The sequence below is a fragment of the Desulfofundulus thermosubterraneus DSM 16057 genome (assembly GCF_900142025.1).
GTDB classification, from domain to species: Bacteria; Bacillota; Desulfotomaculia; order Desulfotomaculales; family Desulfovirgulaceae; genus Desulfofundulus; species Desulfofundulus thermosubterraneus.
In genome coordinates this window covers 1-8,709 of record NZ_FQZM01000069.1, presented here as the reverse complement: position 1 = coordinate 8,709, position 8,709 = coordinate 1, and the positions used below count along the sequence as shown (strand labels likewise).

The following is an 8,709-nucleotide window of genomic DNA, read 5'->3' as shown; positions in this document are numbered from 1 at the left end:
CATCCTGGGAAACCGAGGCATGCCCCAGGATGGTGGCCAGGGGTTTTATGCCCAGTTCGTGTGCTTTTTCCCGGGACATCAGCACTAAAGCCCCCGCCCCGTCATTGACCCCCGGGGCATTGCCCGCCGTGACCGTGTTGTTGGGGTCGAAAACCGGCGGCAGGCGGCGCAGGGCCTCCAGGTTGGTATCCCGCCGGGGCGCTTCGTCCGTGTCCACCACTTTCGGGTCGCCCTTTTTCTGGGGTACGGCCACGGGCACAATTTCTTCCTTCAGCCGCCCGCCGTCCATGGCCGCGATGGCCAGCTGGTGGCTGCGCAGGGCCCATTCATCTTGTTCTTCCCGGGAGACGCCGTATTCTTTGGCCACTTCGCCGCCATGGATGGCCATGTGCCGGTTGTAAAAGGTGCACCACAGGCCGTCGTGGACCATCAGGTCGACAAACCTGGCGTCACCCATGCGCAGGCCCCAGCGGGCGTGCACAAAGTAGGGCGCGTTGCTCATGCTTTCCATGCCGCCGGCAACGATGATGTGGGCGTCGCCGGCCCGGATGATCTGGTCGCCCAGGGTTACTGCCCGCAGGCCGGAGGCGCAGACCTTGTTTATGGTTTCCGAGGGAACTTCCCAGGGCAACCCCGCCAACCGGGTGGCCTGGCGGGAGGGAATCTGGCCGCAGCCGCCCTGCAGCACCTGCCCCATGATCACGTTTTCCACCTGCTCCCCGTTGATGCCCGCCCGCTGGATGGCTTCTTTAATGACCATACCCCCCAGCTGGACGGCAGTGAGGGGTGCCAGAACCCCGCCCAGCTTTCCAAAGGGCGTTCTGGCCGCACTGACGATTACCGTTTCTCGCACTAAAAACTTCTCCTTTCCCCGCAGTAATTTTATACCAGCCCACTTGAAAAAAGTTGTTTACCGGCAGGAAGTGCCATACATCAACCGGGAAGAAGATTTTACCTAGCCCCGATTTTACCTGAACCTACTTTGCCTAAATGCATAATGCATGTAGAGCAAAAGGCATGCCAAAAAAATAGCCGATTTGTCATTCAAATAAAAAACTTTATTTTATTTGATTTTTCCATGGATTTTGACTAAAGGCTGCCGGGGGCAAGGTGTAAACATTGTAGACAGTTGTCTTTGACATGCCACTTTTTTTGACTTCATATGGCGTCCCGCCAGGGCAGTCAGCGAACTTCATTAACTTTTTGCTCATCAAAAATAAAATAAATAGCCCCCGGTATAAACCGGGAGCCATCTACCGTAATGACCACACCCAAATATTTGCTCAAAACCGCCGGGTATACCCTTCCCTACAGGAGGGCGATGGCTTCAATTTCCACCAGCACATCCTTAGGCAGGCGCGATACGGCCGCACAGGAGCGAGCGGGCGCACTCCGGGCAAAAAATTCAGCGTACACTTCGTTTAGCCCGGGAAAGTCATTCATATCGGTGATAAACACGGTAGCTTTCACCACCCGCTCTAGGGAAGTGCCTGCCGCCGCCAGCACTTCTCTTAAGTTGTTCAACACCTGCCTGGTTTGAACTTTAATGTCCCCCTCCACCACCTTACCTGTGGCCGGGTCGATGGGAATTTGGCCAGAGACGAATACAAATCCACCGGCTTTAATGGCCTGGGAATAGGGCCCTATGGCGGCCGGAGCCCTGTCGGTACGCACTACTTCCTTCTCCATTTTGAAAACCCCCCTGCATCCAGTGGTACAGTCCATATTATTTCCTTTTTGTTTGGAAACCCCTGCTGGGATCATGCCGCCCGCTGCGTGCAAAACGCAGCCATGGTGCTGAAAGCGTCACGGGTTTCTACATTAAAAGGCGCTTGAGCATTACTTCAGCGGCCACCCTTTCCAGACGGTCGTCCAGGGGAGCAAGTTCCGCGGGCAAACCCCGGCGCATGAGTGCCAGGGAGATGAGGTGATCCGTAAGCCGGGGGTTCTTGGGCAGCAGGGGGCCGTGGAGGTAGGAGCAAAAGACGTTTTTGTAACGGGCCCCCTCGGTGCCGTCCTCCCCGTTGTTGCCGTAACCCACCAGCACCCGACCCAGCGGGGAAATCTGGCCCAGGAAAGTCCGGCCGGCGTGGTTTTCAAAACCGGTTACCCGCACGTGCTCCCCTTCTATTTCCAGCTCTACCACCACGTTGCCAATCATTCTCTCCCGCCCGGCCTCCGTATAAAAGTCTAAAAGACCCAGGCCGGGAATCACGTGGCCTTCCAGGGTGCGGTAATATTTGCCCAGCAACTGGTAGCCGCCGCAGATGGCCAGCACCACCAGCCCATCCTCCACCGCCGCCTGCAAAAGCTCCCGGCGATTTTCCAGGTCTTTGGCCATCAGGTTTTGTTCCCGGTCGGAACCCCCGCCCAGGAAAAGAAAATCCATTTCCCGGAAGTCAACCGGGTCCCCCAGGTTAATGCGGTGCACCTCCACTTCAATCCCGCGCCACTGGCAGCGGCGGACATAGGCCATCACGTTACCCCGGTCACCATAGAGATTTAACAGGTCAGGATACAGATGGCAGACTTTCAACACGACTTTCCCTTTTTGCATAACCACTCAAAATCCTTTCCAGGGGCCATAAGGCCGTATAGGTAGCCAAAAGATAGGCCGTGTTGCCGGAACCATTCAAAACGTGTTCTACGGCCCGGTGCATGTTCTCGACCACAACCTTGTCAAGGGGCACCCCGGCATATTTCAGCCTGACGGCCATTTCCGCCCCCCTTTGCCCTGTGCAGACCAGGGAGTTCAAGCGGTGGTGGTGTTCCTCCAGAACCTCAAAATCCACGTCCCACAGCCAGGAAATGTCCCGCCCGTCGGCATCGTTATCATTGATGGCAATGAGCACATCCACCGTGCCGGGGAGGGAAAGCAAAGCTCCCAACCCCTCGTTAAAGCCGGTGGGGTTTTTGACCAGGTTTAAGAGCACCGGCTTATCCCGGTAAAGGAACCTTTCCATACGCCCGGTGGCCGGTGTGTAACCCGCCAGGGCGCCAATTATCACTCCCGGCTCCACGCCCAGGGAAAGGCCGGCCGAAAAAGCCGCCAGGCCGTTGTAGAGGTTATACAACCCGGGCACGGGAATAACCAGCTCATGGGAGCCGGCGGGCGAACGCAGACGGCAGGTTATCCTGTGATCTCCCTGGGAAACTTCCGTGCCCTCCACATCGGCGAGAGGCCGGGAAAAGCCACAGCCGGGACAACGGTAATTACCCAACTGGCTGTAGTGATAGTAGGCATAGAAGAGCTCCCGCCCGCAATGGGGGCAGAAGCGCCCCTCCCGGGCGGCGGCAGAAAAGGAAGCCACCTGATGGTGTTCCCCCAGGCCATAATAAAACGCCTCTTTACCGGTGGAGGTAGCCAGAGGGGCTACCAGGGGATCATCGGCATTTAATACCAGCCCGGTCCCCGGCAACTGAACTAGAGCTTCACGGATGAGGGATATGGTTTTGTCCAGTTCCCCGTAGCGATCCAGTTGGTCCCGGAAAAAGTTGGTGATCACCACGATGTTTGGATATACCTGGCGGGTAACCCGGGGAAAGGAGGCCTCGTCCACCTCCAGGAGGGCGTAATCGCAGTCCACCCGCCCGGAGAGGGATGCGGCCTTTAAAAAAGCGGTGGTTACGCCGGTAATCAGGTTGGCCCCCTCGGCGTTAACCACCACCCGGTAACCAGCCTCCCTGACAACCCGGGCAATCATGTTGTTGGTGGTGGTCTTGCCGTTGGTGCCGGTCACCATGACCACCCCCCGGGAAGCCTGCCGGGCCAGGCAGCCTAGGATGCCGGGGCAGATTTTCAAGGCCACCATACCGGGCAGGGAGGAACCTTTACCCCGTCCCAGCAAGCGAACCAGCCACATGATTGCCTTAGCAACCAGGATGGCAATAATTAAACGCAAGCGAAAAGCCAAATCTTTCCTGCACCCCTTACTATTGGAAGTTTGGAAGTCAGATGTCAGAGGTTGGAACTGCTGTTGGAATTCGTTGCGCAAATTCCTTCCTCATTTTCTGACCTCCTACTTCCGACCTCTAACCTCTATTTCCGGCATCCATGCCCTCGGGCCTGCCTTCGCTTTTCGCCTCGCTAAGTTTGGCTGCCCAGCACTCAACAGGCTTCGAATGATGAGAGACTAAACACTATCGCTTTCAAGTCTGTTGAGTGCTGGGTCAAGTCGCTCGCTACCAAGCCAAACAGGCTCAAACTGGGGACACTTCAGCCCTGTTAGAGGAAATAATACGCCACTCCGCCCTTCTTCTCCACTTTCACGCGGCCTTCTTCCACCAGTACGTCCAGGTGGGCCTGTACTTCCGAAAGTCCTAAAAAGATGTTGAATCCCTTCAAATCGGGATAGGTGATCCGGGAAAGCTCAAAAGCGGTACATGGCCCGTACTTGCGCAACAGGTCTACCAGGGCGTCGAAACGGGCCCGGTGGTGTTCCCGCACCATGGTCACCACCTGCCGGTAATCATCGATAACTTCCCCGTGCCCCGGCCACACCCGCTTTATGTCAATTGACCTCAGCCTGTCCAGCCCCTTCAGGTAGTGGCGCAGGCTGGGTGCCCGCCGTTCCGGATGAAGGGGGTCAGGCTCCAAAAAGGGGTTGGGCGTGATATGGGGCAGCAAAAAATCGCCGGAAATTAGGTTTTTCCCCGCCGGGTCGTAAAAACAAAGGTGCCCGGTGGCATGGCCCGGAAAATGGAGCGCCTTTATGCTCCCGCGCTCGAAGGGTATTTCCACGTCGTCGGTCGTGGCTATAGCGCCCTTGGGCGGCACAAAGGGCCTGGGGAGCTTATCCTCGTCCTTGAGAACTTCCGCTATGATCTCCGCCGGGGTACCGGCTTCCCGGACAAAGGGCATCCTCTCCCCAATAAAATCGTTTTTGCCGCTTAGCTTCTTTAAATCAAAGGGATGGATATATATCTTTGCCCCCGTCAGGGAGTTTATCCATTGGGCCAGGCCGCTGTGATCCGAATGGAAATGGGTGAGCAAAACCCTTTTAATTTCGGTCAGGGGAAGACCCAAACGCTTTAGTTCCCTCTGCAACACCTCCCTGGCCTCCTGGGTATCGGGCCCTGGGTCCACCAGGGTATAGGGTCGTGAAGCAATTAGATAGGCGTTGACCGGTCCCACCGCGTAAGGGGTGGGTACTACTATCCTGTATAACGGTAACAAATCAACAACTCCCCTTTAGTAGAAGTGGTCCCATGGCAATTGCCTGCCATTTGCACGCACTCTCCGGTGACCCAGCACTCACCGGATCCAGGTACCTACGTTAGGAGTTGAAGCTACACATATTTGGCAATCATCCACACCAAAGAACTCTGGTCGCAGTGAGTGCTGGGTCGCTTCAGTGCAAAATGGCGCCATTTTCATGGGGTGAAAACTAAAAAACCTTGTTTAAATCCAGCTGCAGGCCGGGAAGTACCGCGGAAACAAAAGGTTTTTCATCGTGCCGGGCGTAGAGCTCCTTTTTTTCTCCTTCCGGGGTGAAGGTGCATATTTCTATAGTCTGGGCCACCGGGTGCACATACCAGACCTCCCGCACCCCGTGGTTCCGGTAAAGCTCTTTTTTAACGGTTTGATCTATAGCCGCGGTGGAAGGGGATAGAACCTCAATTACCAGATCGGGCCCGCCTCTTATATTGGCCTCCCCGATGATGTACCGGCGCTCCTGGCTGATAAAAATGATATCCGGCTGGACCACATCCTCCTCCGTTAAGTAAACGTCAATGGGAGAGCGCAAAACGACTCCCCTTTTTTTCTCTCGAACGTGCCGGTTTAGAATATACCCCAGATTCTCCAAAACCATCTGGTGGATTACGCTGGGCGCCGGTACCATATAAAGCCTCCCTCCAATTAGTTCGTAACGCTTATCCTCGGGCAACTGGAGGTACTCACGGTAAGTCATTTTTAATTCACCCAGGGACATCCCCTTCACCTCCGAAACCTCCGAAAAGAAAACATTTACAGTTTATTATACCACAGCTTAACCGGTTGGCCATAATAATAAAAGCACCTCTTGTCTAGAGGTGCTTAGACCCGGTGTCCTGCCAAAATATCTTTCAGCAAGGCTGCCGCCTGTTCCACCGTATAGGGCACGGTTTTGAGCTGCAATTCGGGCAGGGAGCGAAAAATTTGCGCCACCAGGGGGAAGCGCAGGTTGGCCTGGCGGATTATATCCTCCTGGACCAGCAATGACGGGTCACCCTGGGCCAGGGTGCGGCCGTTTTTTATGATAATCACCCGGTCCGCCCAACTGGCCGCCATATCCACGTCGTGGGTGGCCACCAGGATGGTGGCACCCCGGCGGTGCAACCGGTCCAGAATATCCAGCAATGTATCCTTGCCCTGGGGATCCAGGTAGGCCATGGGCTCGTCCAGGACGATAATTTCCGGCCCCATGGCCAGAACCCCGGCGATGGCCACCCGCTTTTTCTGCCCGTAGCTGAGGTGGTAAGGCGGTTTGTCCCGGTATGCTTCCATCTGCACTGCCGCCAGCGCCTCCTGCACCCGCCGCTCGACCTCTGTGGCGGACAGGCCCATATTCACAGGGCCGAAGGCCACGTCCTCCCCTACGGTGGAAGAAAAAACCTGATCATCGGGATCCTGAAACACAAGGCCCACCCGGCTCTTGATCTCCCTGGCCGTGCGGGCGTTGACTTCCTGCCCCATGACCCGCACCTTTCCCCGCTGGGGCAGGTAAAGGCCGTTTAAATGCAGCAAGAAGGTGGACTTACCCGCTCCATTGGGCCCCAAAAGGGCCACCCGGCTTCCTGCGGGTATGGAAAGGGAAAGGCCCTGCAGGGCCCTGGTACCGTCCCGGTAGGTATAGTGCAGGTCCTCTACTTCAATGACAGCAGCCATAACCCTTATCACTCCTGGATTTTTAGAATATGTTTACCCTAACTTGCAAACATTTGCAAACCGGACAGGGTTTATTGCCTGGTCCGTCCAGAAACCTGCCCTCCAGTCTGTAACATGCCCTCTATGGCCTTTACTGCTTCAGCCTGGGTGTCAGGCAGGACGTGGGAGTAAGTGTCCAGGGTAATTTTAATACTGGAGTGTCCCAACCTTTCAGCTACAATTTTTGGGTGGATGCCCTTCCGCAGCAGGAAAGTGGCGTGGGTGTGTCGAATGTCGTGAAAACGAAGCGGTGTTACTTTAGCCCTGTGTGCCAGGCGGGTTAGGGCACTCCTTACTTCTGAATGGTACAGCGGCCGGCCCCGGTCCGTGCAGAACACCAAACCATGGCCCTGCCATTCGGGGCCTTTTTTCAAGTGAATTTCAATCTGTTTTTTCCTGTGTCTTTTTAATACTTCCACCGTAAAGGCGTCCAAAGGTATTTTTCTTCTGGCCGCTTGACTTTTTGGTGGCAGGAAAATCACTTTTTTTATTGCCGACCTGTCCGCCAGGGTACGTTTCACCTGTAAAAAACCCGCCTCTAAATCCACATCCTCCCATTTAAGACCCAAAAGTTCACCCAGCCTCATACCGGTGGACAGCGCCAGGACAAAGAGGGGATAATGTTTCGACCGCTTTGCCGCCACTTCCAAAAACCTGGCCGCTTCATCCTCCGTCCACACCTGCATCTCCCGTCCCTCGCCTTGCGGGGACTTTACACCCTCCGTGAGGCTTTTTGTTATCACCCCACTTCACGGCCCGCCGCAGGGCAGCTCGCAGGGCGATATACGCTCTCTTCACCGTCTCCGGGGCCAACTCCTGGAGCAGGGTTGCTATCGCCCTTTGTATGTCCAGAGGCGTCAGTTTGACCAGGGGTATCCCGGCCAGTGCGGTACGCTTCCACTGCCTTATGGCAGTGCGGTAAGAAACGGCGCTCGAAAGTTTAAGTTCCGGCCCCACCGCCTCCAGCCACCTGTCCAGGTATTCCCCCAGGGTCAGCTTGGCGGGTGCCGTACCCACGCCACCTTCATAAGATGCGTTCAGGAGCTTCGCAAGTTCCCTTTCGGCGTCTTTTTTGGTTCCCTGGACCGTGACCCACTTCTGCCTGCGCTTCCCGGTCTCCGGATCCCTGGGAAGCTCCACCACCGCCCAGGAGTTTTTCCCGCGTTTCCTGACGTGCCCTTTCACCTTTCCGACCTCCCGCATTCAGTACGGGGGCGGAGGGACGGGTTAGAAATTCGCCATCCCTCCGCCATCTTCCTGCCTGTCCGCTTTCTTCCACTCTACAAGCCGCGCCTTTGGTATCCTGATAAAACTGCCCAATCTAACACAAGGGATAATCCCCTGCCGTACATACTCATAGGCCGTGGACCGTTTCAGCCGCAGTATTCTGGCCACCTCCTCTACAGTGAGAAAGGCTGCCATAGTCTCAATTTCCCGTTCGGTAAGCAACGAAATCACCCCCATATAAGATACAGTCGCTAAACCCCAATTAAAACCAAAGCCCATTGTCCCAACCTCTGGCAAATAACAGAAACTGCCAGGCCGTTGGGAACAACTTGCGTTTAGATTATCCAATAACAGTACCTAGCTAGTATCCATTGCCACCTCATCCTCCATGTTACCAGCTATTCAGGTCAAAAAGGACAGGCCACCCCTCTACCGGTCATGCTGAAACTGTGACCGTATTGGCTGGGGATAACTTCACATTACACTTTTTATCCTTTATCTTGTTCAGAGTTATGTTCACCCATCTTTTAAGATTCACGGCCAGGGCGGTAAGAAAGGCCTGGAGGCCGACCTTT

At 55.6% G+C, this 8,709-nt stretch carries 10 protein-coding genes; all 10 read right to left on the bottom strand.

Annotated elements, in window-relative coordinates:
- The coding region (locus BUA65_RS16915) for an acetyl-CoA C-acyltransferase (protein ID WP_072871482.1) at positions 1–853 on the bottom strand (853 nt) is incomplete at its 3' end.
- Positions 854–1,308: 455 nt separating this feature from the next.
- Positions 1,309–1,689, bottom strand: coding sequence for a RidA family protein (locus BUA65_RS16910; protein WP_072871479.1), 381 nt, complete (start codon positions 1,687–1,689; stop codon positions 1,309–1,311).
- Between the two features lie 127 nt (positions 1,690–1,816).
- Positions 1,817–2,539, bottom strand: a complete 723-nt coding sequence (locus tag BUA65_RS16905) for a type 1 glutamine amidotransferase (protein WP_072871476.1) — start codon at positions 2,537–2,539, stop codon at positions 1,817–1,819.
- Positions 2,511–3,914 (bottom strand): MurT ligase domain-containing protein, encoded by a 1,404-nt coding sequence (locus BUA65_RS16900; RefSeq protein WP_242656383.1) that lies wholly within the window; start codon positions 3,912–3,914, stop codon positions 2,511–2,513. The genes BUA65_RS16905 and BUA65_RS16900 overlap by 29 nt, the downstream gene beginning before the upstream one ends.
- A gap of 311 nt (positions 3,915–4,225) precedes the next feature.
- The gene (locus BUA65_RS16895) at positions 4,226–5,176 is read right to left on the bottom strand and encodes an MBL fold metallo-hydrolase (protein WP_072871474.1); all 951 of its coding nucleotides are present in this window, start codon (positions 5,174–5,176) and stop codon (positions 4,226–4,228) included.
- A gap of 211 nt (positions 5,177–5,387) precedes the next feature.
- Positions 5,388–5,933, bottom strand: a complete 546-nt coding sequence (locus BUA65_RS16890) for a Uma2 family endonuclease (protein WP_072871471.1) — start codon at positions 5,931–5,933, stop codon at positions 5,388–5,390.
- Between the two features lie 104 nt (positions 5,934–6,037).
- Positions 6,038–6,868, bottom strand: a complete 831-nt coding sequence (locus BUA65_RS16885) for an ATP-binding cassette domain-containing protein (protein WP_072871469.1) — start codon at positions 6,866–6,868, stop codon at positions 6,038–6,040.
- A 71-nt stretch (positions 6,869–6,939) separates the two neighbouring features.
- Complete coding sequence (locus BUA65_RS17750) at positions 6,940–7,593, bottom strand: site-specific integrase (RefSeq protein WP_084062652.1); 654 nt, start codon at positions 7,591–7,593, stop codon at positions 6,940–6,942.
- Positions 7,571–8,092, bottom strand: a complete 522-nt coding sequence (locus tag BUA65_RS17745) for a tyrosine-type recombinase/integrase (protein ID WP_165613293.1) — start codon at positions 8,090–8,092, stop codon at positions 7,571–7,573. The genes BUA65_RS17750 and BUA65_RS17745 overlap by 23 nt, the downstream gene beginning before the upstream one ends.
- Before the next feature lie 42 nt (positions 8,093–8,134).
- Positions 8,135–8,356, bottom strand: coding sequence for a helix-turn-helix domain-containing protein (locus BUA65_RS16875; protein WP_242656382.1), 222 nt, complete (start codon positions 8,354–8,356; stop codon positions 8,135–8,137).
- Between the last annotated feature and the right edge of the window lie 353 nt (positions 8,357–8,709).